This is a genomic window from Hyunsoonleella rubra, assembly GCF_042684665.1.
GTDB lineage: Bacteria > Bacteroidota > Bacteroidia > Flavobacteriales > Flavobacteriaceae > Jejuia > Jejuia rubra.
The window spans coordinates 367,135-389,994 of the sequence record NZ_JBHULY010000005.1 but is presented as its reverse complement, the minus strand read 5'-3'; the positions used below and the strand labels follow the sequence as shown (position 1 = coordinate 389,994).

22 protein-coding genes and 1 pseudogene are annotated in these 22,860 nt (G+C 39.1%); 10 read left to right on the top strand and 13 right to left on the bottom strand.

What is annotated here, in order from left to right; genetic code table 11:
• Nucleotides 1-19: 19 nt before the first annotated feature.
• Both ACFSR8_RS02595 and trxA read right to left on the bottom strand, forming a co-directional pair.
• Nucleotides 20-559 (bottom strand): ClpP family protease, encoded by a 540-nt coding sequence (locus ACFSR8_RS02595; RefSeq protein ID WP_380288735.1) that lies wholly within the window; start codon nt 557-559, stop codon nt 20-22.
• Nucleotides 560-641: 82 nt separating this feature from the next.
• Nucleotides 642-977: pseudogene (trxA, locus tag ACFSR8_RS02590) on the bottom strand (thioredoxin); the annotation flags it as partial.
• A 519-nt stretch (nt 978-1,496) separates the two neighbouring features.
• Between trxA and ACFSR8_RS02585 the strand changes: the two are divergent.
• From ACFSR8_RS02585 to ACFSR8_RS02570, 4 genes are all read left to right on the top strand, one after another.
• On the top strand, nt 1,497-1,928 hold the full coding sequence (locus ACFSR8_RS02585; protein WP_380288733.1) for an SRPBCC family protein: 432 nt from the start codon (nt 1,497-1,499) through the stop codon (nt 1,926-1,928).
• Complete coding sequence (locus tag ACFSR8_RS02580; protein WP_380288731.1) at nt 1,918-2,241, top strand: ArsR/SmtB family transcription factor; 324 nt, start codon at nt 1,918-1,920, stop codon at nt 2,239-2,241. Before ACFSR8_RS02585 ends, ACFSR8_RS02580 begins: the two co-directional genes overlap by 11 nt.
• A gap of 234 nt (nt 2,242-2,475) precedes the next feature.
• The gene (locus ACFSR8_RS02575) at nt 2,476-2,709 is read left to right on the top strand and encodes a thioredoxin family protein (RefSeq protein WP_380288729.1); all 234 of its coding nucleotides are present in this window, start codon (nt 2,476-2,478) and stop codon (nt 2,707-2,709) included.
• Between the two features lie 174 nt (nt 2,710-2,883).
• Nucleotides 2,884-3,489: a MarR family winged helix-turn-helix transcriptional regulator gene (locus ACFSR8_RS02570; protein ID WP_380288727.1), complete on the top strand. Its 606-nt coding sequence runs from the start codon at nt 2,884-2,886 to the stop codon at nt 3,487-3,489.
• Here ACFSR8_RS02570 and dnaE read toward each other — a convergent pair.
• The 3 genes from dnaE to ACFSR8_RS02555 form a co-directional block, all read right to left on the bottom strand.
• Nucleotides 3,486-7,871 carry a DNA polymerase III subunit alpha gene (dnaE, locus tag ACFSR8_RS02565; RefSeq protein WP_380288725.1) on the bottom strand — a complete coding sequence of 1,462 codons (4,386 nt, stop codon included), beginning with the start codon at nt 7,869-7,871 and terminating at the stop codon, nt 3,486-3,488. The two genes, ACFSR8_RS02570 and dnaE, sit on opposite strands and share 4 nt — an antisense overlap.
• Before the next feature lie 260 nt (nt 7,872-8,131).
• Nucleotides 8,132-8,455, bottom strand: coding sequence for a hypothetical protein (locus ACFSR8_RS02560; protein ID WP_380288723.1), 324 nt, complete (start codon nt 8,453-8,455; stop codon nt 8,132-8,134).
• Nucleotides 8,456-8,869: 414 nt separating this feature from the next.
• Nucleotides 8,870-9,319: a ferritin-like domain-containing protein gene (locus ACFSR8_RS02555; protein ID WP_380288721.1), complete on the bottom strand. Its 450-nt coding sequence runs from the start codon at nt 9,317-9,319 to the stop codon at nt 8,870-8,872.
• A gap of 644 nt (nt 9,320-9,963) precedes the next feature.
• Here ACFSR8_RS02555 and ACFSR8_RS02550 point away from each other — a divergent pair.
• The gene (locus ACFSR8_RS02550) at nt 9,964-10,482 is read left to right on the top strand and encodes a 30S ribosomal protein S16 (RefSeq protein WP_380288720.1); all 519 of its coding nucleotides are present in this window, start codon (nt 9,964-9,966) and stop codon (nt 10,480-10,482) included.
• 159 nt (nt 10,483-10,641) lie between these two features.
• A complete protein-coding gene (gene rimM, locus ACFSR8_RS02545; protein ID WP_380288718.1) occupies nt 10,642-11,166 on the top strand; it encodes a ribosome maturation factor RimM in 525 nt (174 codons plus the stop codon).
• Nucleotides 11,167-11,237: 71 nt separating this feature from the next.
• Here the strand turns inward: rimM and ACFSR8_RS02540 are convergent, their stop codons facing one another.
• A complete protein-coding gene (locus ACFSR8_RS02540) occupies nt 11,238-11,687 on the bottom strand; it encodes a PA2169 family four-helix-bundle protein (protein ID WP_380288716.1) in 450 nt (149 codons plus the stop codon).
• Between the two features lie 242 nt (nt 11,688-11,929).
• Nucleotides 11,930-12,406 carry a DUF2383 domain-containing protein gene (locus tag ACFSR8_RS02535; protein ID WP_380288714.1) on the bottom strand — a complete coding sequence of 159 codons (477 nt, stop codon included), beginning with the start codon at nt 12,404-12,406 and terminating at the stop codon, nt 11,930-11,932.
• 175 nt (nt 12,407-12,581) lie between these two features.
• On the opposite strand from ACFSR8_RS02535, the gene ACFSR8_RS02530 reads away from it, so the two are divergent.
• Nucleotides 12,582-12,755 carry a hypothetical protein gene (locus tag ACFSR8_RS02530; RefSeq protein ID WP_380288712.1) on the top strand — a complete coding sequence of 58 codons (174 nt, stop codon included), beginning with the start codon at nt 12,582-12,584 and terminating at the stop codon, nt 12,753-12,755.
• A 213-nt stretch (nt 12,756-12,968) separates the two neighbouring features.
• Here the strand turns inward: ACFSR8_RS02530 and mgtE are convergent, their stop codons facing one another.
• The 4 genes from mgtE to ACFSR8_RS02510 all read right to left on the bottom strand — a co-directional run bounded on the left by mgtE (nt 12,969) and on the right by ACFSR8_RS02510 (nt 18,788).
• Nucleotides 12,969-14,345, bottom strand: coding sequence for a magnesium transporter (gene mgtE / locus ACFSR8_RS02525; RefSeq protein WP_380288710.1), 1,377 nt, complete (start codon nt 14,343-14,345; stop codon nt 12,969-12,971).
• A gap of 147 nt (nt 14,346-14,492) precedes the next feature.
• Nucleotides 14,493-15,269, bottom strand: coding sequence for a 16S rRNA (adenine(1518)-N(6)/adenine(1519)-N(6))-dimethyltransferase RsmA (gene rsmA, locus ACFSR8_RS02520; protein ID WP_380288708.1), 777 nt, complete (start codon nt 15,267-15,269; stop codon nt 14,493-14,495).
• A gap of 82 nt (nt 15,270-15,351) precedes the next feature.
• On the bottom strand, nt 15,352-15,678 hold the full coding sequence (locus ACFSR8_RS02515; RefSeq protein WP_380288706.1) for a DUF4286 family protein: 327 nt from the start codon (nt 15,676-15,678) through the stop codon (nt 15,352-15,354).
• Nucleotides 15,678-18,788: a leucine--tRNA ligase gene (locus tag ACFSR8_RS02510; protein WP_380288704.1), complete on the bottom strand. Its 3,111-nt coding sequence runs from the start codon at nt 18,786-18,788 to the stop codon at nt 15,678-15,680. Before ACFSR8_RS02510 ends, ACFSR8_RS02515 begins: the two co-directional genes overlap by 1 nt.
• 201 nt (nt 18,789-18,989) lie before the next feature.
• Between ACFSR8_RS02510 and ACFSR8_RS02505 the strand changes: the two genes are divergently transcribed.
• From ACFSR8_RS02505 to ACFSR8_RS02495, 3 genes are all read left to right on the top strand, one after another.
• Nucleotides 18,990-19,868, top strand: a complete 879-nt coding sequence (locus tag ACFSR8_RS02505) for a cell division protein FtsX (RefSeq protein WP_380288702.1) — start codon at nt 18,990-18,992, stop codon at nt 19,866-19,868.
• A 55-nt stretch (nt 19,869-19,923) separates the two neighbouring features.
• Nucleotides 19,924-20,301: a hypothetical protein gene (locus ACFSR8_RS02500; RefSeq protein ID WP_380288700.1), complete on the top strand. Its 378-nt coding sequence runs from the start codon at nt 19,924-19,926 to the stop codon at nt 20,299-20,301.
• Nucleotides 20,302-20,397: 96 nt separating this feature from the next.
• Nucleotides 20,398-20,652, top strand: a complete 255-nt coding sequence (locus tag ACFSR8_RS02495; RefSeq protein ID WP_380288698.1) for a DUF3098 domain-containing protein — start codon at nt 20,398-20,400, stop codon at nt 20,650-20,652.
• A gap of 12 nt (nt 20,653-20,664) precedes the next feature.
• Here ACFSR8_RS02495 and ACFSR8_RS02490 read toward each other — a convergent pair whose 3' ends face one another.
• Nucleotides 20,665-21,639, bottom strand: coding sequence for a type I phosphomannose isomerase catalytic subunit (locus ACFSR8_RS02490; RefSeq protein WP_380288696.1), 975 nt, complete (start codon nt 21,637-21,639; stop codon nt 20,665-20,667).
• A 22-nt stretch (nt 21,640-21,661) separates the two neighbouring features.
• The gene (locus tag ACFSR8_RS02485) at nt 21,662-22,813 is read right to left on the bottom strand and encodes a glycerate kinase (protein ID WP_380288694.1); all 1,152 of its coding nucleotides are present in this window, start codon (nt 22,811-22,813) and stop codon (nt 21,662-21,664) included.
• Nucleotides 22,814-22,860 lie beyond the last annotated feature (47 nt).

Here is a 22,860-nt window from a genome sequence, read left to right as displayed (position 1 = left end):
AAAAGCTCGGCTTGACAAGTTAAATCATCTTATCTACAATCCCATAGGCCACAGATTCCTCCGCACCCATCCAATGGTCGCGGTTAAAATCTTTCATTACCTTTTCAAAAGTTTGTCCGCAGTTATCCGCTAAAATTTGTGCGCTCAATTCCTTAGTTTTTAAAATCTCCTGAGCCGTAATTTCTATATCACTAGCTTGCCCACGAGCACCACCGCTAGGCTGATGAATCATCACGCGCGCATGCGGCTGAATAAAACGCTTGCCTTTTGTACCCGCCGATAACAAAATAGACCCCATCGAAGCCGCCAATCCAGTACAGATGGTAGACACATCACTATTCAATGATTTTATGGTATCGTACATCGCAAATCCAGAAGTAACGTATCCCCCAGGACTGTTAATATACAAATGAATATCAGCCGTTTCCAACGCATCCAAATACAACAACCTATCAATAACATGCTTGGCAGAATTGTCATTTACCATTCCCCACAAAAACACTTTCCGTTGTTCAATTAATTTGCCGTCAATGGCATCTTGCACTTTATTTTTACTCATTTTAGTCTTATTTATTAAGCATCTAAAATAAAAAAAGGTTCACCATCCGGCAAACCTTTTTCATCTTCTTTTCTTTTTCTATTTATAGAAGCGAATCAATCGCCTCTGTGTATGCATTCTTCGGCGCAACACCAACTTGTCTGCCAACAACCTCACCGTTCTGAAACACCAAAACCGTAGGTATGTTACGCACACCATATTTTGCCGCAAACTCCTGGTTAGCATCCACATCAACCTTGCCTACAACAGCCTTGCCTTCGTACTCCTCGCTAATCTGCTCAATCACCGGCCCAACCATTCTACAAGGTCCACACCATGCTGCCCAAAAATCCACCAAAACCGGCTTATCACTGTTCAAAACCGTTTCCTCAAACGTCGCATCTGTAATCTCTAATGCCATAATATATGTATTTAATAAGTTCTTATTTCGTTTAAATTACAAACTTAGTCAAAATATTTTCCAAAGCTTACAAACGCACAATTTGTTTTGCTTATAACAGCATCACTTCGCCTTATTTCTGTTTTAATTTGGGCGTTACCCTCGATGTAATTTCAGAACGTTTCAAGTCAAAGCCGTCCTCGGGTCGGGCTATCCGCTATATCTTTTTAAGGGGTGATTGCGAGGAGTGAGCGACGTGGCAATCTTTAACATTGTAACCCAAACTAACCATAGTCCTTTCTTCCCTTAAAAAGGATGCCGCTTCTATCCCTAACGCAGGCCTCCCATATCCCGATAGCTATCGAGACCTCCAAAAGAGGGGAACTCTCACTCAAAAGATTTAGCACGTCTGAGTAAACGTTCCTCCCCAATTGGGGGGGGGGTGGGGAGGTTAGGAGGGGCTTTTATAATTTACGCAACTAAAAAGTTGCATAATAAAAATTTTTCCTCTACTTTAGCAACCATAAAGTTGCATAAAAATCAAAAAACAATACAATTATGAAAGATGTCATTAAAAAAGAAGTCCTATTTAATCACGCTATAGAAAAAGTTTGGGACGCCATTTCAAAAGCCGAAGAAATCTCAACCTGGTTTATCCAGGCCGACTTTAAAGCCGAAAAAGGCTATAAATACACCTTTACTGCTGAACCCAACGAAAAAGGCTGTACCGTCATCAGCGGAGAGGTCAAAAACGCCAATCCATACACCTTGGTGTACACTTGGATTGTAGCCGACACCAAAGTTGAAACTACCGTAAAATGGGAATTGGAAACCGTCGAACAAGGCACCAAACTTACTTTGGAGCACTCAGGCATATCAAACTACGCCGGCGAAACCGCCATTGCCATGTTCGAAAGTTTCAATGGCGGTTGGGACAATTGCATCACCGGTTTGACCAACTATCTAAAGGAAGCCGTAAATGCAGGATAAAATCACCAAACTCTTTAAGGCCATTGCAGACCCCACAAGGCGTGATATTTTTCATGCCTTGGTGCTGGCTGCTTCAGCCCTGTCCATTACGCAAATTTCAAATCAGTTCGACATGACCCGGCAAGGCGTTACCAAACACATCAAAACTTTGGAAGAAGCAGGTTTGGTTTACATTAAAGCCCAAGGCCGCGAACGTTTTTGCAATGCCAACCCCAAAGAACTTAAGGAAGTGAACAAATGGTTAAAATTCTACGAGCAATTCTGGGATGATAAACTCGGCCAATTAGGTGAATATTTGGATTCCAATGCTTAAATCCAAAAATACTATCAAAGAAAAATCGCCACCCAAAGTGAGGTGACGATTTTAAAGTGGGGGCACACTTAAACTATTTTCTTTTTCTTAGGAATAATGTCTTTGTTGTCTTTTGTTAATAGAACAAGCGAACTTCTAATTTTCCTACCCTATTAAATGTTAAAATTGATAAATAATTTCTATAGTTAGGATTCCTTACTATATTTGTATTCTAATTTTAAAACATTCAAAATCATGAGTAAATCCATTTTTTATCACGCAGGGTGTCCTGTTTGTGTTAGTGCTGAACATGACATTATCGAACTTATCGGAAAAGAAAATGTAGACATCGTTCATTTTGGTGAAGATGCTTCGCGAATTCCAGAGGCTGAAAAAGCAGGTGTAAAATCCGTACCAGCTTTGGTAACACCCACAGGCAATGTATTGCACATCAATTTTGGCGCTTCCATGGCAGACGTAAAAGGGTAACATTTGCTTTTAATAGTTAGGATTACTAACTTTGAAACGGCTAAAAGCTAAGACAATTGTTTTGTCACATTGAGCGCAGTCGAAATGCTATCACAGTGCCTATATTTTGGATATATAAGGTTTTCGACTGCGCTCAAACTGACATATTTTGAGCTTTTAATAAGGCATCTTTTTATGAGCGATAGTATTTTTAATCCCAATCATCAAGAATTGGATATTTCCAGCAAAATTGTTGCTGGGTTGGAGCGTATTTCTGAAGCATTCAAAGTGTTACTATGGGAAAAGGCAAAACTATTGGGCTTGAGTCCTATACAAATTCAAATCCTCATTTTTGTCCAATACCACAAGTTGGAATTCTGCAACGTGAGCCATTTGGCTAAGGAATTTAATGTGACGAAACCCACCATTAGTGATGCCGTAAGAGTCTTGCTCAAAAAAGAATTGATTGAAAAAGTGTTTTCTTCTTCCGATAGCCGCAGCTATGCCATTCAATTATCTGATAAAGGAAAAAACGTAGTCACTCAAACCGAAAATTTTGCTCAGCCCTTAAAAAGTCAATTGGACGGTTTGCACGACAAAGATTTGCAACAAACATTTAAAACTTTAAGTCAATTAATTTTCAAACTGAATAAAATTGGTGTTTTAACCGTGCAACGTACTTGTTATGCCTGCAAGTTTTATCAGAAAAACGGTCAGCTCCACTACTGTAATCTATTGGAAAAGGAATTGCAACAGTCTGAGATTCGGGTGGATTGTGCGGAGTTTGAAACTTCGCATTAATTCAACTTAAACCGCACATCCCGATCCGCCAATTCATTCAATAATTCCTGGCAGACTTTTACCTTTTGTTTACGGCTTGGCATGGCCAGTTTCATTTTTTCACGGGTGTCGTACACCACAAAATTCAAAGCTTGATTTCCGGGGTGCATGTGCAACAATTCTTTTAGCGCAATGATTTTTTGCTCGCTCAAATCATTAATATCCAATTGAATGGATAATTTTTTAGCATAACTTTCCATTACGTCGTGCAACAGTTGGAAGTTATTAAACTGCAATCGGGGATCCCCTTTTTTACCAGTTTCTTTATTGGTCCATCCTTCACGCACAAAGGTTTTTACAAACACAAAATTGTTTTGCATCAAGAAATGCCTAAACTTTAAATATTCTTCACCAAAAATTCTGAATTCATAGCTGTCGTTGTAATCTTCAACCGTAAACAATGCCCAACCTTTACCCTGTTTGCTTACGCGATGCTGTACGTCCGTTACTACGCCACCAAATACCAATTCCCTATTGACGTAGGTCTCCAAGTTATTGAACATCCCAACACTGGCATTGCAAAAGGTATCCATTTCGGTTTTGAAATCATCCAAAGGGTGCCCGGAAATATATACGCCAACAACTTCACGCTCTTTACTCAGTTTTTCCATAGTACCCCATTCTTCGCAAGGTGGCACTTGTGGCTCAGGAATTTGTACATCGCTACTTTCGCCAAACAAACTCACTTGGGCCGAGTTTTCGTTTTCCTTATATTTTTGGGCATACTTAATGGCTTTTTCCAAAAAAGTAATCCCATCGCCGTCATCATGGAAATACTGTGCGCGATGGGTATCCCCCAAACCATCAAATCCCCCAGCTAGCGCCAAATTTTCAAATGCCTTTTTATTGGCCGCGCGCAAATCAATACGTTTGGCCAAATCGAAAATAGATTTGTAGTGGCCATCCTTTTTTCGGTGCTCCACAATAGTCATTACCGCACCATGACCAACCCCTTTGATGGCACCCATACCAAAGCGCACTGCGCCATCTTTGTTTACCGAGAATTTGTAATAACTCTCGTTAACATCCGGCCCTAATACGTCCAATTTCATCCGCTTACACTCCTCCATGAAAAAGGTCACCTGTTTGATGTCGTTCATATTATTACTCAGAACCGCTGCCATATATTCCGCAGGATAATGAGCTTTTAAATAGGCCGTTTGATAGGCAATCCAAGCATAGCAAGTGGAGTGCGATTTGTTAAAAGCGTAACTCGCAAAGGCCTCCCAATCCTTCCAAACTTTCTCTAAAATTTTCGCGTCATGTCCATTGCCACTGGCCTGTTCGATAAACTTGGGTTTCATCTTGGCCAAAACGGCAATCTGCTTTTTACCCATAGCCTTCCGCAGTACATCTGCTTCACCTTTGGTAAAATCAGCCAGTTTTTGGGACAGCAACATCACTTGCTCCTGATACACTGTAATCCCATAGGTTTCCTTTAGGTATTCCTCCATAGCAGGCAAATCGTATTGGATTTCTTCATCACCATGCTTTCTTCTAACAAAGCTTGGAATATATTCCATTGGCCCCGGCCGGTAGAGCGCGTTCATCGCAATCAAATCCTCAAAAACGGTTGGTTTTAAATCGCGAAGGTGCTTTTGCATCCCGGGGGATTCGTATTGGAACACCCCAACGGTTTCTCCTCTTTGGAACAATTCATAGGTCTTTTCGTCATCAAGCGGAAAACTTTCCGGATCAAGTTGAATATCATGTTTTGCCTTCACGATCTTAACCGTATCCTTAATTAACGTCAAGGTTTTTAACCCAAGGAAATCCATTTTCAACAACCCAGCAGATTCCACTACAGAGTTATCAAATTGGGTAACGTACAAATCGGAATCTTTTGCGGTTGCCACTGGAACGAATTTCGTGATGTCATCTGGGGTGATAATGACTCCACAAGCATGAATTCCCGTATTCCTCACGGAACCTTCAAGTGTTCGGGCAGTATTTACGGTTTTAGCTTCCAATCCTTCACTTTCGGAAATGTTTAAAAGTTCGTTGATTTTCTCAACATCCTCAGCCCTGAATTTTTTCCCCAATTCCTTTTCGTCCAAACCGAAAATTTTGTTCAACTTGGACATATTTGGAATCAGCTTAGCTAGCCTATCCGCTTCAAATAATGGCAAATCCAACACCCGTGCCGTATCCCGGATGGAGGATTTTGCGGCCATGGTGCCATAGGTGATGATTTGTGCCACCTGATTGGCTCCGTACTTTTCAATCACATAGTCCATCACGCGACTTCGGCCTTCGTCATCAAAATCGATATCGATATCCGGCATACTGATACGGTCTGGATTCAAAAAACGCTCAAAAAGCAGATCGTACTTTAATGGATCGATATTGGTAATCCAAAGGCAATAGGCGGCCACCGAACCTGCAGCGGAACCACGTCCCGGGCCAACGGAAACGTCCATATTTCGAGCTTCACGGATGAAATCTTCTACAATCAAGAAATATCCTGGGTATCCAGTATTTTCAATAACGTTTAATTCAAAATCGAGGCGTTCTGTCACCTCTTCAGAAAGCGGTTCGCCATAGCGTTTTTTCGCGCCTTCGTACACCAAATGTTTGAGATAGGCATTCTCCCCGCGCTTGCCCCCATCAGTTAAATCTTCTTCATGTTTGAATTCATCGGGGATATCAAAAGCGGGCAAAAGTACATCACGCGCCAATTGAAAGGCTTCCACCTTGTCCACCACTTCCTGAACATTCAAAATCGCTTCGGGAACATCCCGAAATATCGCTTTCATTTCCTCAGAAGACTTGAAATAATACTCCTGATTTGGCAATCCATAGCGATAGCCACGACCGCGGCCAATTGGAGTGGCCTGCTTTTCACCGTCCTTTACACACAACAATATATCATGCGCATTCGCATCATCTTGACTTTTATAATAGGTATTGTTGGTCGCAATTAGTTTGACATCATGCTTTTTCGCCAGTTTGATTAATGTTGGGTTTACGCGATTTTCGTCTTCCTGATTATGGCGCATTAGCTCCACATACAAATCCTCCCCAAACTCATTCTTCCACCAAATGAGTGCTTCTTCTGCTTGACTCTCGCCAATGTTTAGGACTTTGCTCGGTACTTCACCATATAAATTTCCCGTCAATACAATTAGGTCTTCTTTGTATTGCTGAATCAATTTTTTATCGATTCGAGGTAAATAGTAAAACCCGTCCACAAAGGCATGGGACGACAGTTTTGCCAGATTGTGATAGCCGTTTTTATTTTTTGCCAAAAGGACAATTTGATACCCGTTATCCTTTCGGGTTTTATCGGTATGTTCTTCACACACGAAAAATTCGCAGCCAACAATTGGCTTGATTAGTTTGGCATCGGTCGCTTCACCCTTTTCTTCAGCTTCAGCAATTTTATCTTTGATACCACTGTTGACGCGATTGACAGCATTCACAAAATGAAACGCTCCCATCATATTGGCATGGTCGGTCAATGCTACCGCCGACATATTCTGTTCTGCCGCTGCATTCACCAAATCACCAACACTCATAGTGGATTGCAATACTGAGAATTGCGAATGGTTATGCAAATGGACAAAATCAACATCTGCTAAATCGGAAACATTTTGTTGAATATCCTCCGAAGAAATTCCAGATTGGGATTTTTCAATACGCTCCCTGATTTTGGTACTTTCCTTTTTAAGGTTGATGTGCTTTAAACCAATGGTCTGAACTGTATCGGGATTGGCCTCTTTGAAATCCTGGAAATAATCAGGCTCAACATCTAATTGGTTTTTGGTATACTCGCCCAAACGAACCAGTTCCAAAAAGCAACGTGTTGTAGCCTCTACATCAGCTGTTGCATTGTGAGCCTCTGCAAAAGGTTCATTGAATAAATGTTCGTGCAGTTCCGTCAAAGTTGGCAGTTTAAATCTTCCCCCACGTCCGCCTGGAATTTGACACAACTGTGCTGTGTGTTCGGTACAGGTGTCCAAAACAGGTAACTCCTGTAAATTGTTTTCAACATTTTCACGGACAAATTCGGCACCCATGATATTCAAATCAAACTTTAAATTCTGACCGACGACAAACTTTGTTTTGCCTAAAACTTCATTGAATTTTTCCAATACCTCATCCAAAGGCACACCTTTTTCTTGAGCCAATTCCGTAGAAATCCCGTGAATTTTTTCCGCATCATAGGGAATATTAAACCCGTCGGGCTGTATCAAATAATCTTGGTGGTCGATACAATTTCCCATCGCATCGTGCAATTGCCATGCTATTTGTATGCACCTTGGCCAGTTGTCAACATCAGTAATTGGTGCGTCCCAGCGCTTGGGCAAACCCGTCGTTTCGGTATCGAAGATTAAATACATACGAGATGTTTATTTGTTGATTCGTTTAGTCGTGGATTCGAGCAAAACGAGCATATAAAAATAGGTAGAATTTCTACTTTTTTATCAGGGAGTTATGAAGAGTTTTGAACAATCCTTTTTTGGCCAAATACTAAAAAAGTGCCCCACGCCAAACGGCGCGGAAGCACTTCGCCAAATACTTTTAAACCTAATCAATTGACGTGTTAAAAAACTTAGCTGAAACTCCCTAGAGCTTTTAGATGCAACTTCAATGATTTAACCTACCAGTACCACCAATTAAGAATTCGATAATAGGGAGCAGAGTGTCCTAAAACAACATAGGAACCTCCATTTAGGTTATACCTGAATTTTTGCCATGTGCCGTTAGGATAGTCAACTCTATACCAAACTGTTACTCCATTTATACACGGGTTGTTTAGTACGACTTGATTTTTTATTGTATCGGTATACAAATACGGGTTACATAGTAAGTCCTCTTCCTCAAACAGTTCATGCTTAGACGGTTTCTCATCTAACCGTTGCCAATCAAGAGTGCCAAATCCACTAAAAATTGACACAAAAAAAACAAAAATGATAGTTTTCATAATAGATATATTTTAATTTAAACATTACTCATACGCTAAAAACAAATAGACTTTGTACTAGCGTGATTACTCGTCTGGAACTCGATTGAAAGCAGATGCAATTGATACTAGCGAATAAAAAACTATATTGTAAAACTACTGATAAGTCAATGGCGAAGAAATACCCAATAAAGGGTAAATTATGGATATCAAAATACATATAAAACAAAAAAAGTGCCCCACGCCAAACGGCGCGGAAGCACTTCGCTAAATTCTCCCTAAGAACTAATTAATAGCGGGATAAAACTACAAACCGCATGGGTAACATAAAATACCTAATATTGAGTATTTTGAATATTGTTGATGGTATAAAAAGAACAGCCCTCCCAAAATAATCGGGAGGGCTGCTACCTACTTAACCTAAATAATGTCTATTTATGACACTAATTCTTCGTGTACTTTTACAGAATTAATAGTAGCTTGAATGGCGGTTTTTTGTTTAAACAACAACGCATCGATACTCGCTGGTAGATTTCTTTCCTTCAGTATATCGTAGTACGCATCTAAACTTTTTTCTTCACCACGGATAACTTCTTCAATTATTGCACCCTCATCATTTGAGGAGAATAAGGTTTTCAGATCCATCCAGTTTCTATGAACTAAACCTTTAAAACTGCCTGAGTCCTTTGGTTCCTCACCAAATCTCAGAATTTCTGTTTTGAGCTCGCGAGCAAACTCGCCTCTTTCGGATGCCATTCTATCAAAAAACTGTCTTAATGTGTGGCTTTCTACGTTTTCAGCTGCATTTTTATAACCCTTTTCAGCGTCATAATTCTTCATTAATAATTCATTTAAATTTTTTGAAATCTTTTCAGTGTACTTCATATTATCATTTTCATTTTTAAATTTCAATAATTTCTTTTAAGATGCTTATTGTTTCACATCCATCAACAACAGTATAACGGATACTAGGGGCAATGTCAAGTTTTTTAACAGTTTTTAGCAGTATTCATAGGACTTTAACAGTTAAGGCTTTTCTTGTTAACATTTAAAGAACAGCAGTAGTTAGAATGGAATACAAAAGGGAAACACTTGTGTTAATAACGGATGGCCAAAGGCCTCTAACTAAAATTTTATTAAAGGCTAAAAAAGAATAACAATATTTCAGTCTTTAAAACCTTCATTTCAAACCAACGTGCTTTCTTTATTGACATAAAAACACCTACTCCGGTTTGTTTATTATTTTAGCAGTACTCATTAAAAAGGAACACTATTGGCTAAAGCACAGATGTTTTTGATTAGTCCAAAAACTTTTAACTTTTAACTCTTAACTTTTAACTTTTTACGTATATTTGCGCCCTCAATAAAGAATTTTTCAAACTAGTAGTATTTAAGCTGCCGACAAAATTCTTTATTTAGATTCCCGATGTCTCGGGAATGACAATTTCAAAGGAAACCTTGAAGCAAAAACTTCAAGGAATTTTTTTCAATTAATAACCGAGGTCGGGAACCTCAAACAATTAATTATTATGCCAGTAAAAATTAGATTACAAAGACACGGTAAAAAAGGGAAACCTTATTATTGGATCGTTGCAGCAGATGCACGATCAAAAAGAGATGGTAGATACCTAGAAAAATTGGGCGCCTACAATCCAAACACTAACCCTGCAACAGTAGAACTTGACGTTGACGGTGCTGTAAAATGGTTGCAAAATGGTGCTCAACCCACAGATACCGCTAAGGCGTTATTATCTTACAAAGGTGCTTTATTGAAAAATCATTTAGCAGGTGGAGTAACAAAAGGGGCTTTGACCGAAGAGCAGGCTGAAGAAAAATTCAAAGCTTGGTTAGAGGAAAAAGAGGCTAAAATCCAAGCGAAAGCTGACGGACTATCTGAAGCTGAAGCTAAAGCTAAAGCTGAAGCATTGGCTGCTGAAAAAGCAGTGAATGAAGCAAGAATTGCTGCGGCTGTTCCTGTTGTTGAAGAGGACGCCACTGAGGATGATGCTCCCGTTGCGGAAGCTGAAGCTTCAAACGAAGAAGAATAAGAAATTACTATTTTTTATACTTTTAGCCCCGACAATATCGTCGGGGTTTTTTATGCAAAAATCTTTCTTTTTGCATAATGCTGAACTTGTTTCAGTATCTAGAAAATTATAATAATGAGACCCTGAAACTAGTTCAGGGTGACAAATCAGTAATTTGTCATGAAAAAAGAAGACTGTTTTTACCTAGGTAAAATCGTAAAAAAATACAGTTTTAAAGGCGAGGTTTTAGCAAAATTGGACACCGACCAGCCAGAACTTTATGAAAATTTGGACGCCATTTTTTTAGAACTGCGCAATAATCTCGTGCCATTTTTTGTGGAGCATTCCCAACTGCATAAATCAGAATTGTTACGATTGAAGTTTGAAGATGTGGACACCGAAGCAGATGCTGATTCTATTCTTAAAAGCGAACTATATTTACCTTTAGAACTTCTCCCAAAATTGGAAGGCAATAAATTCTACTTTCATGAAATTATCGGCTTCACCATTGTAGATAAAAATTTTGGTGAAGTGGGCGTTGTAAAGTCGATTAACGATACCACGGCGCAAGCTCTTTTTGAAGTGGACAGAAACGGTCTTGAAATTCTTATCCCCATGAACGACGAGTTTATCAAGAAGGTGGATAGAGAAAATAAAAATATTGTTGTTGAAACCCCAGAAGGCCTCATCGATTTGTATTTATAATTCTCTTTTTTTCAAAATAAAAAAGCCAACCCGAATTAGGCCAGCTTATTATCGACAAGTCTGTCAAACTTTTATGCCACCAAGGCCTCCTTTACTTCAATGGTGTTTATCGTTTTCTGCATTTTATCCCTTTGCTCAATAAGCACTTTGCATACAGACAAGGGCAAGTGCCTTTCCTGTAAAACAACGTTGTAAGCTCCAATAGTCAATTGCTCAATATTGCTTACTTGTTGCAATAATTCAATATCCTCTTCTTTTCCAATCATGCTTTTGATTTTCATCAAAATACGTTTGTACATTCTACCTACTCCGTTATATTCCACAGGCTCAAAACCAAAATTTTCTATTTCACCTCTAAGCACCCTATTGAATTCGTTACGCACAAAACCAGCGTTTCTAAAAAAGGTTTTCAAACTTTCACCTTGAACATGCTCAAGCACTTCGTGGTATATCTCTTCAACCTCGTAATTTAAATGCAATAAGCTATTCAAATGTGCCATATTTTTTTCTAAATGTCTCATATTCAAAGTTTTTATAAATTAAACATATCAACAGAGATACTAATTAATATACGCCCAAAATTGGAAAACCGTATATTTACCCCAGCATTTTTAACATTTTTTAGCACTATTTATGACATTTTAACGAGGTAAATGTTAATGACTACCCATTAATAGGACTTCAACTCATAAGTGCTGATCCCAAAAAAAAGCACCCAATACATTTGTATTGAGTGCCAATAAGTATTAAAGTATTCGGCAGATTAGCCGTTTGAAGCTAAGCTTGGTTGTGCAGATGCTAAGCCATCCTTATATCTCATAAGACTTATGGACGAGCCAATAATTTGTTTTTGTTTCTCAAGTAAATTTGCCAAACTTTCCTGAAACTCAAAACTGTTCAACACCCTATTGTATTGCGCAACGCATGCACTCTTAAGTCTGTTAATCTCATTGAACAGGGCACGCGGGTTTTTAGAAGCAAGTACCTTCTTAAAATCAGGCCAATTGATTTTTGTTTTGGCATCTATTGCATCGGAGAAATTTGGAGCACCACCTAATAATCTAATCTCTGCTCCCAAATACCTACAAAACTCATTCCGCTCAAAGGCCCTTGCCCTGAAAAACTGTTTTAATTCTTCATTTTCAGCTGACTCCAGAGCTTCTAAATAAGCCCTTTCTGCTTTGTGGTTGATCACCAAGAGTTGATTGAGTTGCCTGATTTTTTGAGTTTGTTGCACCATAGTCTTAAGTATTTATTAGTTGTTTATAGTTTTGTTTTGTTCAATTAGTTTGAGAAAAGCCCAAACAAGTTATAAAAAAATTTCAAAACAAATGCACTTTATCGGATATTTTAGCTGTTTTATAGCGATTTTTAACATTGATATACGACTAAATGCATATTAAAGTAAGAAATATATGATGATTCTTTTTCAGTTCAAACAAATTAAGGAGGCCAAAAACCGATGTGCCACGAAAATTGGAACCGACAGCGTATTATTGGGAGCCTGGGCCTCTGTTGTTGGAAATCCGTTCTCTATTTTAGATGTTGGAGCAATCCCCGGAGTTATTGCTTTAATGTTGACCCGATGAAGTTCGGCTCAAATCATTGATCCTATTGAAATTGATGTTGATACTTACAAGCAATGCGTGGATAATTTTGAGCAGTCGCCATAGAGATGCTACTTATAAAAAACGAAGAATAGCCCTTTGAAATTAATAAAATTACCCTAAAACTAAAAGGCGTCCGTCGTACCCAGATGACACCAAAGGCATGTCTTCAATCTCTACAATTGCTATTTCGGATTAAATCCCTAAAATCAATTTCGCAATCCAGAAATAAAGCAGAATCCCGAGGATATCATTGCTAGTAGTAATAAATGGCCCTGTGGCAATGGCAGGGTCTATACCTCGCTTATTAAGAAATAACGGGACAAAAGTACCTATGATACCGGCCACGATGATAACTACGACCAAGGATATGGAAATAGCAAATGCGGTATTCATTTCTCCTTCAAACATCCAAACAAAAAGAAACAGGAATAGGGCCAAAATCAACCCATTAAGCGTGGCAAGTAACATTTCTTTGATCAGCCGGCTATTGATACTGCCTTTTACATCGTCATTCGCCAAACCTTGAACAATGATGGCACTGGATTGCACGCCCACGTTTCCGGCCATTGCCGCAATCAGGGGCGTAAAAAAGAAAAGTATGACGGCCTTCCCAGTAAACAAGCCTTTAAATCCTTCCATAATGATGAATGCACCAATACCCCCTATCAACCCTAAAAACAGCCATGGCAAGCGTGCACGCGTCAATTGCAGAATGCTGTCATCCGAATCCACATCGCCCGTGATACCCGCTGCTAATTGGTAGTCCTTGTCTGCTTCCTCTTTTAAAACATCCACAATATCATCAATAGTAATGCGTCCCAGCAAGGTTTTATTTTCGTCCACCACAGGAATGGCTTCCAAATCGTATTTGGCCATTACCTTGGCAACTTCCTCAACATCTTCATGGTCGTACACATAATCCACATTTGAAATATAGATATCAGCAATTTTTTGATCGTTTTTTGCCACCACCAAATCTTTTAAAGACAGACGCCCAATCAATTTTTCTTCCTTGGTGACGACATAAATGGAATGTACGCGTCTAACATCTTTGGCCTGTCCGCGAATCCGTCTCAAACAGCCCGCAACTGTCCAAGTTTCATACACTTTCACCAATTCCTTAGCCATAAGACCACCGGCTGTATCCTCCTCATAGGCAAGGAGTTCCTGGATTTCCTCTTTATGCTCCTCGTCTTCAATTTTGTCGATAACCGCCTGTTGGCGTTCTTCTGGCAATTCTGCAATAATGTCCGCCGCATCATCGGTATCCAGTTCTTCCACCTCTTCGGCAATTTCCTTGGCCGTAAGGTTTTGGAGCACTTTCTCCCGATTATCCTCATCCAATTCCATCAGGATGTCGGAAGTAGTTTCAGAATCCAATAATTTGATGACGTAAATCGCCTGTTCTAGATTAAGTTCATCCAGAATTTCGGCAATATCCGCGTAATGAAACTCCTTGAGCAGTTTTTGAAGTTCTTTATCCTCTTGGGATGCTACAAGACCTTCAACCTGCTCCAAAAGCTCATCCGTCAGCTCAAATTGTATGTTTTCTTTTTCTTTTTCTTCCATTTCAATGGAAATTATGTCAGTATGTCAGTTCGAGTATCACGCTAGGGCGTGATGTATCGAGAACAAACGCCTTTATAAATAGGTCTCGATACTATTTCAATTTGATTTTTAGTATCAAATTAAAATCACTCGACCTGACAAAGACGGTTATTTTTTATCCGCTTCAATCATCTGCGTCAGTTCAATAAACTCCTGAACTTTCAATTGTTCCGGACGCTGGCCAAAGATAACATTTGCTTTTAAATTATCGGATAAATCCAATGTTTTTAAACTGTTACGAAGTGTCTTTCGACGTTGCTGGAAAGCTGTTTTTACTATTTTGAAGAACAGTACCTCATCACAAGGTAGCTTGTAGTTTTCTTTTCTGGTGAGTCTTAATACCCCTGAATCCACTTTTGGAGGGGGATTAAATACTGAAGGGGGAACGGTAAACAAATATTCTGCGTCGTAAAAGGCTTGGGTTAACACAGAAAGAATCCCATAAATTTTATTGCCTTCATTGGCACAAATACGTTGAGCGACTTCCTTTTGAAACATCCCCGAAAACTCAGGAATTTGGTTGCGCATCTCTAAGGTTTTAAAAACGATCTGTGAGGAAATATTATAGGGGAAATTGCCAATTATGGCTAGTGGCTCACCTTTAAAAATGTCGTTCAAATCGTATTTCAGAAAATCCTTTTCAATGATGCGAGGTGCTAAATTCAAATAGTTGGCCTGAAGATATTCCACCGATTCTGAATCAATTTCGATGACATAGGTGGTGATGTCCTTTTGAAGCAAATATTTAGTCAGCACTCCCATCCCAGGCCCAATTTCCAATACGTTTTGATACCCTTCCAAAGAAAGTGTATCCGCTATTTTTTTAGCGATATTTTCATCCCTTAAAAAATGCTGACCTAAATGTTTTTTTGCTTTTACTGACATATGTTTTTCTCGCAAACCTGCCTGCCGGTAGGCAGGGGCGCTAAGACACAAAGTTGATATAGACCTGACTGGTCTACTTCAGTTATTTAAAATTCACAGTGTACTCATCAATAATCTGAAGCTCGGTTCTAAAGGCCAACATTTTATCGGCGAATTTTTTAAGACCGTCGCTTCTTAACTTTTCGGCATCTTCCCGATAGTAAGCGTCCAAAGCCTCTCGGGAGTAGGATTGATACTGAATCGAGTAGGTAATACCTCCCATATCTTCGTCCACCAAAACTCTGGTCAAGGTGGCTTTTTCAAACTTTCCTGTGCCTAAAACTTGAGGAATATGTTCCTTTATCCAGGCCAACCATTCGTTATGAATGGACTCGTCAATGTTTACCGTAACGTTATAAATATACTTCATCAACCAACGATGTTTACAATTCTTCCCGGCACCACAATCACTTTTTTTGGGGTACGTCCGCTTAATTGCTCCTGTGTTTTTTCGTTGGACATTACCGCTTTTTCGATGTCTTCCTTGCTCATATCCAACGGCAATTCCATTGTGAAACGCGTTTTTCCGTTGAATGAAATGGGGTAATTTTTACTGCTTTCCACCAAATGACTTTCTTCAAATTTTGGAAATGGTGCTGTTGAAATTGATGGTTTATTTCCTAGTTTTTCCCAAAGTTCCTCGGCGATATGTGGCGCATACGGTGAAATCAAAATCAACAACGGTTCTAAAATGTCTTTTGAAGTACACTTTTGAGCGGTCAACTCATTTACCGCAATCATAAATGTAGATACCGATGTATTGAATGAGAAGTTCTCAATATCTTCCTGAACCTTTTTGATGGTTTTGTGGAGGGTTTTAAGAGCCTCCCCCTTCCCCTCCGAAGGAGGGGTGTCAGTAACGTGGAATGCTCCGTTTTCTCCTTGATGGTATAGCTTCCAAAGTTTCTTCAAAAAGTTATGCACTCCTGTGATACCGGCTGTATTCCAAGGTTTGTATTGCTCTAATGGGCCTAAGAACATTTCATATAGGCGTAAACTGTCTGCACCATAGTCGTTTACGATATCGTCTGGATTGACTACGTTATATTTGGATTTGGACATTTTTTCGACTTCACGATGAACCTTAAAAGCTTCAGTTCCATCAGTTATGAATTCTGCATTTTTAAATTCTGATCTCCAATTTTTAAAGGCATCAATATCTAATTCATCTGAAGAATTGACAAATGAAACATCAACATGTATTTTATCAACTGTAAATGTGATGTAAGAATCTGAATGGCTTATTAAATCGGATTCACTTAACTGATTATCCAAATGTATAGAGTATAGACTCAATAGTTTATTTTTAATAATCGGATTAAGTTCTTTTACAGGCTTTCTATAATATTCTCTTCTATCCGCAAATAGCTCAAATATATCCTGACTTACATAAAAGACCGATTCTGTAATCAACCCACTTTTGGTGTTATTGGAGTCTATTTTTTTATTCCAATGTGGAAATACTCTATAAACGAAAGCACTAGTCCCCAAAATCATTCCTTGGTTAATTAGCTTTTTGGCATATTCATCATGATTGACATAGCCCTTGTCAAACATAAACTTTTGCCAAAAACGGGAATAGAGCAAATGCCCTGTGGCGTGTTCGGAGCCTCCGATATACAAATCTACCTGTTGCCAATAATCGATGGCTTCTTTTGAGAAGATGGCCTCATCATTATTGGGGTCCATGTAGCGGTTAAAGTACTGCGAACTCCCCGCCCAACCGGGCATGGTATTCAGCTCTAGAAGAAATACCGTTTTATCATCAATCAAATCATTGGACACCACTTCATTTTTTTGAGTGTCCCAAGCCCAAACTTTTGCATTTCCAAGTGGTGGTTCGCCCGTTTCGGTTGGGAGGTATTTTTCAACTTCCGGCAATTCAATTGGCAAATGTTCAGTATCAATCATTTGTGGTAAGCCATTCACATAATATACAGGAAACGGTTCACCCCAATAACGCTGACGACTAAATACGGCATCGCGCAAACGGTAATTGGTTTTGCCTTCACCTTGTCTGATTTGCTCCAATTCATAAATGACGCGTTTGGTCGCTTTTTTATAGTTCATGCCATTGATAAAATCACTTTTGGCAATAATAGTTTTGTCTTTATCGGCAAAGGCTTCCTCAGAAATATCCACCCCTTCAAAAATGTTAGGAATTGGAATATTAAAATGTTTCGCAAAATCATAATCACGTTGGTCGCCACAAGGCACGGACATCACCGCTCCGGTCCCATAACCTGCCAATACGTAATCCCCGATCCAAATTGGGATGGGCTCTTTCGTAAACGGATGTTCTGCATAAGTGCCAGTAAAGGCACCTGTTATTGTTTTTACATCCGCCATTCTATCGCGTTCGCTTCGTTTTGCTGTCGCTTCAATGTAAGCTTCCACGGCAGCTTTTTGTTCTGGGGTTGTAATTTTTGGTACAAGTTCGTGCTCGGGGGCAAGGGTCATAAAACTTACTCCAAAAATGGTATCGGGTCTTGTTGTGAATACTTCTATTGAATACTCGGACACTGAGGCGCTCGAAGTGTCCTTATCCGTAGTGGCTTCGAGAGCCTCAGCCACCTCATTCTTAATGACGGGGAAGGTAACCGATGCCCCAACCGATTTCCCAATCCAGTTGCGCTGGCTTTCCTTTAAGGAATCCGTCCAATCAATTGTGTCCAAACCTTGAAGCAAACGCTCAGCATAGGCAGAAATACGCATGCTCCACTGGGTCATTTTTTTACGGATAACTGGATGACCGCCACGTTCTGAAACCCCATTCACGATTTCATCATTGGCTAATACGGTTCCTAAAGCAGGACACCAATTGACTTCGGTTTCCGCCAAATACGTCAACCTGTATTGCAGAAGGATTTCTTGTTGTTTCTCAGAAGAAAAGCCATTCCAATCTTCAGCAGAAAATGATTCTACATCATCATCACAAACAGCGTTCACTTTGGTATTGCCTTCAGCTTCAAAAATTTTAATGAGTTCTGAAATGTCTTCCGCCTTATCACTCTCATTATTGTACCATGAATTGAAGAGTTGAATGAAAATCCACTGCGTCCATTTGTAATACTTTGGGTCAGAAGTACGCACTTCCCGGGACCAATCAAAAGAAAATCCAATTTGGTCCAACTGACGACGGTAGGTCTTGATGTTTTCGGCAGTAGTAATGGCCGGATGTTGCCCCGTTTGAATCGCATATTGTTCCGCAGGTAATCCAAAACTATCGTAACCTTGAGGATGCAACACATTAAACCCTTGGTGACGTTTGTATCGCGCATAAATATCCGAAGCAATATAACCTAAAGGATGCCCAACGTGCAACCCGGCACCACTTGGGTAAGGGAACATATCCAGCACGTAAAACTTCGGAGCCCCCTCCATCTCCCCCGAAAGGGGAGGGTTTTTAGCTTCAAACGTTTTATTGTCTCTCCAATAGTCTTGCCACTTCTTTTCAATCTCGTTGAAATTGTACTTCATAAACTCTTTTTTTCGCGCAAAGTCGCGAAGTCGCAAAGAATTAACCTTAATAAAATATAATTTCTTTGCTTCTCTGCACCTTAGCGAGAGCATTAATCGCGCAAATTTAAACTTATTATAACAATGTTAAAAGTTTAAACGTTGTAAAGAACAGTGAATTAGAATACTTTGCTATTTTTACACCGTTAATCCAATTCCCCTATGAGTGCATCCTTTGAAAAACACCAAAAACGCCGATTGGTTTCTTCCTACATTTCGGTGGTGGTCAGTATCGCCTTGGTACTGTTTTTATTGGGATTGTTAGGGATGCTCGTGTTGAATGCCAAAAAGGTTTCGGACCATTTTAAGGAACAAGTTGTGGTGACCATTTATTTGAAAGATACCGCAAAGGAAGTAGAACGCAAACAACTTGAAAAAAGTTTAGCCATGGCGGATTATGTAAAATCGACCGAGTATGTTTCCAAAGAACAAGCGGCCGAATTTATGAAAACCGAAACAGGCGAGGATTTTATGGATTTTGTGGGATACAACCCATTACAAAACTCAATCGATGTGCATTTGAAAGCGGACTTCGTCACCTCCGAACATCTTGAAAAAATATCAGCCGAAGCTTTAAACAAGAAATTCGTTGAAGAGGTCACCTACGACAACGATTTGGTGAATTTGATGAACGACAACGTAAAGAAAATCAGTTTTTGGGTGTTGGTTATTAGCGGGTTATTCACTTTAATTGCTGTTTTGCTCATCAATAGTTCTTTGCGTTTGGCGGTGTATTCCAAACGTTTCACTATCAAAACGATGCAAATGGTAGGAGCCACAAAGCGCTTTATTCGTCGCCCGTTTGTTTGGAAAAGTATCCGTTTGGGCATTGTTGGTGCCATTTTAGCCATGGCGGGCATGGCAATTGTTTTATATTATTTGAATAAAACCTTCCCCGAATTGGAACTGCTATCCAATCCTGTTTTAATGGTGCTACTTTTTGTTGTCATTTTCGGGTTAGGGATTGTCATCACTTGGATTAGCACACACTTCGCTACGCAACGTTTTCTGAATTTAAAGACGGATGAGTTGTATTATTAAGTTTTCCTAAGCAACTTTTTTATATAAATTGCATCTATAGATTAAACTATTGTTTATGAAGTCCCTAAAATTTATAACACCACTTTTTTTGTTTATCCTTTTGTTTACCCATTGTGCTAATGATGACCTGCCAGAAGAAGCGGTTGAAATTCGTCTGTCAAACGTAAGTGAGTTTGATTATAAAAACATTACAGTGAACTCTACCAGCTTTGAGGATCTTGAAGCTGGCAAAACCTCCACTTACAAAACATTTGATCTGGCGTACAGATATGGCTTCGTAGAATTGGAGATTGACGGAACTACTTATACAATTCAACCCATTGATTATGTCGGGGAAACCCCTTTAGAAAAAGGTAAATACACGTATCAAATTGATGCAAACGATTCCATGGAACAGTATGGAAAGCTAATATTAATCTTTGTGGAAGATTGAAAAACTTAAAATGATTTTAGAGTTTACAATAGTGTTAACACCTTTATTCTAAATAAATCGTTTATTTTGCACACATTCGTATTTCATTAATTCAACATGGGAGAAAAAAAACGTAAGGACGCTACAAAGCCCACATTTGTTTTTGGGAAGAAAAACTATAAATGGATGTTTATCGGGCTGGGCTGTATTGCCCTCGGTTTTATCTTGATGGCCGGTGGTGGCAGTGACGACCCCAACGTTTTTAATCCCGAAATCTTTTCTTGGCGACGTATCCGATTGGCCCCGACTTTGGTCCTTATTGGTTTTGGCATTCAGATTTATGCGATTTTGTTAAATCCCGATAAAGAATAAGTCAACGCTTTCTTATAAATATATTTCTAAAATTTTGGCGCTCTTCCCAGATACTTTTATCTGCTCAACACAAGCAGGAATAAGCAGGGTTTCACCTGTATTAACTGGGTAAGCTTCATTTTCTGATTCCACAATCAAAGCCCCTTCAACACACATATAAATAATAAAGCTATCAATTTGCGAATAGTCTTTTATTATTTCTTCGGTAACATGCATAATGTTGGTTTTGAAATATGGTGAATGCACCAATTTGTTCGAAACATTAGCCTCTTTAATAGAATATGTGCTACGGTAATTAGGATAGTGCTTAAAGTCGATGGCATCTAAGGCCATCTCCGTATGTAGCTCTCTTTTTTCACCTGTTTTTTTGTCCACCCTGTCATAATCATAAATGCGATAGGTTATATTCGAAGTCTGTTGAATTTCAGCTAGCAGAACTCCCGCACCAATGGCATGCACCCTTCCCGTAGGAATATAAAAAGTATCGCCTTGATCGACTTTTTCAATATTTAAAATATCCAATAGAGTTCCATCATTGAGGTGTAATTGATAGCTTTCCCTATCAACATTTTGATTAAAACCAACTATCAATTGAGCATCTTCCTCAGCCTGCATCACATACCACATCTCGTTTTTTCCAAAAGAATTATGACGCTCTTTTGCCAGTTCATTACTTGGGTGCACTTGAATGGACAATGGGTTTTTAGCGTCTATAAACTTAATCAACAGGGGAAAACTATCCCCGAAATTTTGATATACACTTTTGCCGAGAAATTCTTCTTTAAATTCATGAATTAAGTTCTTTAGCGTCTTTCCTTCCAAAGCACCTTCGCATACCAAAGTTTCATTGTCTTCAACATCCGAAATCTCCCATGACTCTCCAATACTGTCCAGAGCATAGTTCTTATTCAAAACAGTTTTTAATTTTTCACCTCCCCAAATCCGGTAACTATATTTTGGTTCAAACTTTAATGGATAGAGTTTCATACAATATTTTTTTTCAAAATACTTACTTTAAAACTTCGTGGGCAAATTTCTTGGCGATTTCTTTAAGATATTCAAGACTATTTTTCATGGCATCTTCTAGATTGTTGGCATAATTCATGACGGCATCAGCGTATTGAATGCCCAATTCCTCTGGTGACTTTCCTTCAAAATCGATGCCACCACAGAAGGTTGCTACATTAATCTGCTTTGTTTTGGCCGAGTCTAAAACACCTTTAATGGTTTTGCCAGAAAGGGTTTGAGCGTCTAAATTACCTTCACCCGTAATAATCCAATTGGCTCCTGAAATATTTTCATCAAAATTAGCCAAATTCTTAATGAGATTTATGCCCGGTGCCAAATGGCCATTCAAAAACAATTTTGAAGCGATGCCCATGCCCCCGGCAGCTCCGGCTCCTTTTATGGATTGAACATCAACATTGAATTTACCTTCCAACACACTTGCAAAATCTAGCAATCCCTTATCTAGTAATTTTATGTCCAGAACCGAGGCTCCCTTTTGAGCCCCATAAACATAAGCCGCCCCATTTTCGCCATATAAGGGATTGGTGACGTCGCAAGCTATTTGAAACTCAACTCCTTTCAATCTTGGATGTACTTGGGACTCATCTATAGATTTAATTCGAGATAAATTTGCTCCAATGGGTTTTACTTCATCTTCATTAGCATCTAAAAACCGATATCCTAAAGCGGTAGCCATACCTATACCACAATCGTTGGTAGCGCTTCCACCTATACCAAGAATAATAGTTTCAGCACCTCTCTTAAGGGCATCTAAAACAAGTTCGCCAGTACCTAAAGTGGTCGCATTTTTACAATCAAATTGTTCTGGTTGCAACAACTTAACTCCAGAAGCTTCCGCCATTTCGATGAATGCTTTTTTAGAATTTTCAGCATATAAATAAGAGGCCTTTACAGGTTCAAAAAAGGGATTGTTTACCGTTAATTGAATCGTTTTTCCTTTTAGGTAATAATTAACCACTTCAATCGTGCCATCACCACCATCCGCCAAAGGCAATTTCAATATTTCGATATTTGGATAAACCTGTTTTAGTACGGTTTCTACAGCCTCGCAAAAGTCCAATCCTGTCAAGGAGTTTTTGAATTTATCCGGTGCAATGACAATTTTCATACATCTAAAATACGATTCCTTCATTTAAAGTTTAAACCCAAAAAAGTCTTTTGTATGAGTATTTTAATATT

What these genes read in the sequence shown, in the direction of transcription:
- ACFSR8_RS02595 (WP_380288735.1), bottom strand. Translation starts at nt 559, where the DNA reads ATGAGTAAAAATAAAGTGCAAGATGCCATTGACGGCAAATTAATTGAA.
- ACFSR8_RS02585 (WP_380288733.1), top strand. Translation starts at nt 1,497, where the DNA reads ATGAAAGATGTCATTAAAAAAGAAGTCCTATTTAATCACGCTATAGAA.
- ACFSR8_RS02580 (WP_380288731.1), top strand. Translation starts at nt 1,918, where the DNA reads ATGCAGGATAAAATCACCAAACTCTTTAAGGCCATTGCAGACCCCACA.
- ACFSR8_RS02575 (WP_380288729.1), top strand. Translation starts at nt 2,476, where the DNA reads ATGAGTAAATCCATTTTTTATCACGCAGGGTGTCCTGTTTGTGTTAGT.
- ACFSR8_RS02570 (WP_380288727.1), top strand. Translation starts at nt 2,884, where the DNA reads ATGAGCGATAGTATTTTTAATCCCAATCATCAAGAATTGGATATTTCC.
- dnaE (WP_380288725.1), bottom strand. Translation starts at nt 7,871, where the DNA reads ATGTATTTAATCTTCGATACCGAAACGACGGGTTTGCCCAAGCGCTGG.
- ACFSR8_RS02560 (WP_380288723.1), bottom strand. Translation starts at nt 8,455, where the DNA reads ATGAAAACTATCATTTTTGTTTTTTTTGTGTCAATTTTTAGTGGATTT.
- ACFSR8_RS02555 (WP_380288721.1), bottom strand. Translation starts at nt 9,319, where the DNA reads ATGAAGTACACTGAAAAGATTTCAAAAAATTTAAATGAATTATTAATG.
- ACFSR8_RS02550 (WP_380288720.1), top strand. Translation starts at nt 9,964, where the DNA reads ATGCCAGTAAAAATTAGATTACAAAGACACGGTAAAAAAGGGAAACCT.
- rimM (WP_380288718.1), top strand. Translation starts at nt 10,642, where the DNA reads ATGAAAAAAGAAGACTGTTTTTACCTAGGTAAAATCGTAAAAAAATAC.
- ACFSR8_RS02540 (WP_380288716.1), bottom strand. Translation starts at nt 11,687, where the DNA reads ATGAGACATTTAGAAAAAAATATGGCACATTTGAATAGCTTATTGCAT.
- ACFSR8_RS02535 (WP_380288714.1), bottom strand. Translation starts at nt 12,406, where the DNA reads ATGGTGCAACAAACTCAAAAAATCAGGCAACTCAATCAACTCTTGGTG.
- ACFSR8_RS02530 (WP_380288712.1), top strand. Translation starts at nt 12,582, where the DNA reads ATGATGATTCTTTTTCAGTTCAAACAAATTAAGGAGGCCAAAAACCGA.
- mgtE (WP_380288710.1), bottom strand. Translation starts at nt 14,345, where the DNA reads ATGGAAGAAAAAGAAAAAGAAAACATACAATTTGAGCTGACGGATGAG.
- rsmA (WP_380288708.1), bottom strand. Translation starts at nt 15,269, where the DNA reads ATGTCAGTAAAAGCAAAAAAACATTTAGGTCAGCATTTTTTAAGGGAT.
- ACFSR8_RS02515 (WP_380288706.1), bottom strand. Translation starts at nt 15,678, where the DNA reads ATGAAGTATATTTATAACGTTACGGTAAACATTGACGAGTCCATTCAT.
- ACFSR8_RS02510 (WP_380288704.1), bottom strand. Translation starts at nt 18,788, where the DNA reads ATGAAGTACAATTTCAACGAGATTGAAAAGAAGTGGCAAGACTATTGG.
- ACFSR8_RS02505 (WP_380288702.1), top strand. Translation starts at nt 18,990, where the DNA reads ATGAGTGCATCCTTTGAAAAACACCAAAAACGCCGATTGGTTTCTTCC.
- ACFSR8_RS02500 (WP_380288700.1), top strand. Translation starts at nt 19,924, where the DNA reads ATGAAGTCCCTAAAATTTATAACACCACTTTTTTTGTTTATCCTTTTG.
- ACFSR8_RS02495 (WP_380288698.1), top strand. Translation starts at nt 20,398, where the DNA reads ATGGGAGAAAAAAAACGTAAGGACGCTACAAAGCCCACATTTGTTTTT.
- ACFSR8_RS02490 (WP_380288696.1), bottom strand. Translation starts at nt 21,639, where the DNA reads ATGAAACTCTATCCATTAAAGTTTGAACCAAAATATAGTTACCGGATT.
- ACFSR8_RS02485 (WP_380288694.1), bottom strand. Translation starts at nt 22,813, where the DNA reads ATGAAGGAATCGTATTTTAGATGTATGAAAATTGTCATTGCACCGGAT.